Origin of the sequence: Aeromonas sp. HMWF014 (genome assembly GCF_963878295.1) — a bacterium.
Taxonomy (GTDB): domain Bacteria; phylum Pseudomonadota; class Gammaproteobacteria; order Enterobacterales; family Aeromonadaceae; genus Aeromonas; species Aeromonas popoffii.
This window is the reverse complement of sequence record NZ_CAWNYS010000396.1, coordinates 1119-1985: the sequence shown is the minus strand read 5'-3', so window position 1 is coordinate 1985 and position 867 is coordinate 1119. Positions and strand designations below refer to the sequence as shown.

Sequence of the window (867 nt, the reverse complement as noted above, 5' to 3'; positions counted from 1 at the left end):
GCACTCTACAGCGCGCTGACCCGTGAGGGGCAGGTGGCGATGCCGGTCTGGCTGGCGGGGCAGCAGGCGGTGCCCCGCCCCTTGCTGAGCCCGGGGGCGGCCTGGATCATCTGGCAAATATTGAGCGCCCAGGGACGGGCGGATCAGCCCTTTGCCAGCGAGGCGACCGGCCGGGTCAACCGGCTGGCCTGGAAGACCGGCACCAGCTACGGCTATCGCGACAGCTGGGCGATGGGGGTCTCCGGTCGCTGGACTATTGGCGTCTGGCTGGGGCGCCCCGATGGCACCCCCTTGCCCGGTTTTTACGGCCAGAGTGCGGCGGTGCCGCTGCTGCTATCGGTTTACTCGCGGCTGGCTGACAACAGCCCCCTGCCGGTGCAGCCCAATACGGTGAGCGAGGCTGAGATCTGCTGGCCGCTGGGACGCAAGGCGAGCGCGACCCTGCCGCAGACTTGTTTGCAGCGCCAGAGCGCCTGGTTGCTTGAAGCGCGCGATCCCCCCACCTTGCCCGACCCCATGGATTGGCCCTCTCCGCTGCGCCAAGTTGCACTGACCGCCGAGGGCAAGCCGACCCTGGCCCGCTGCCAGGATGCGGCGCAAGCCGGTTTTCGGGCGCTTTGGCCCTTGTCACTGGAACCCTGGCGCAAGCCCGGTGAGCGGCGACAGGCATTGCTGGCCAGCGGTTGTGCGGGGGAGGAGCAAAGCGCCGAGCTGCAAGCCCCCATTCGCATCGTCGCGCTGGGGGAGGGCAACCTTATCCGCAGCCAGCGCTATCGCCTGCAACCCAAGGTGCTGGGTGGCGTCGGCAAGCCGTTCTGGTTTCTCAATGGCCAGCGGCTGCGTTGGGACGGGGATCAGGTGCTGAGC

The 867-nt window shown here is 68.6% G+C and carries 1 pseudogene; it reads left to right on the top strand.

Annotation, left to right across the window (positions count from 1 at the left end):
- Positions 1-867 (top strand): annotated as a pseudogene (locus AAC083_RS16080) (penicillin-binding protein 1C); the annotation flags it as partial.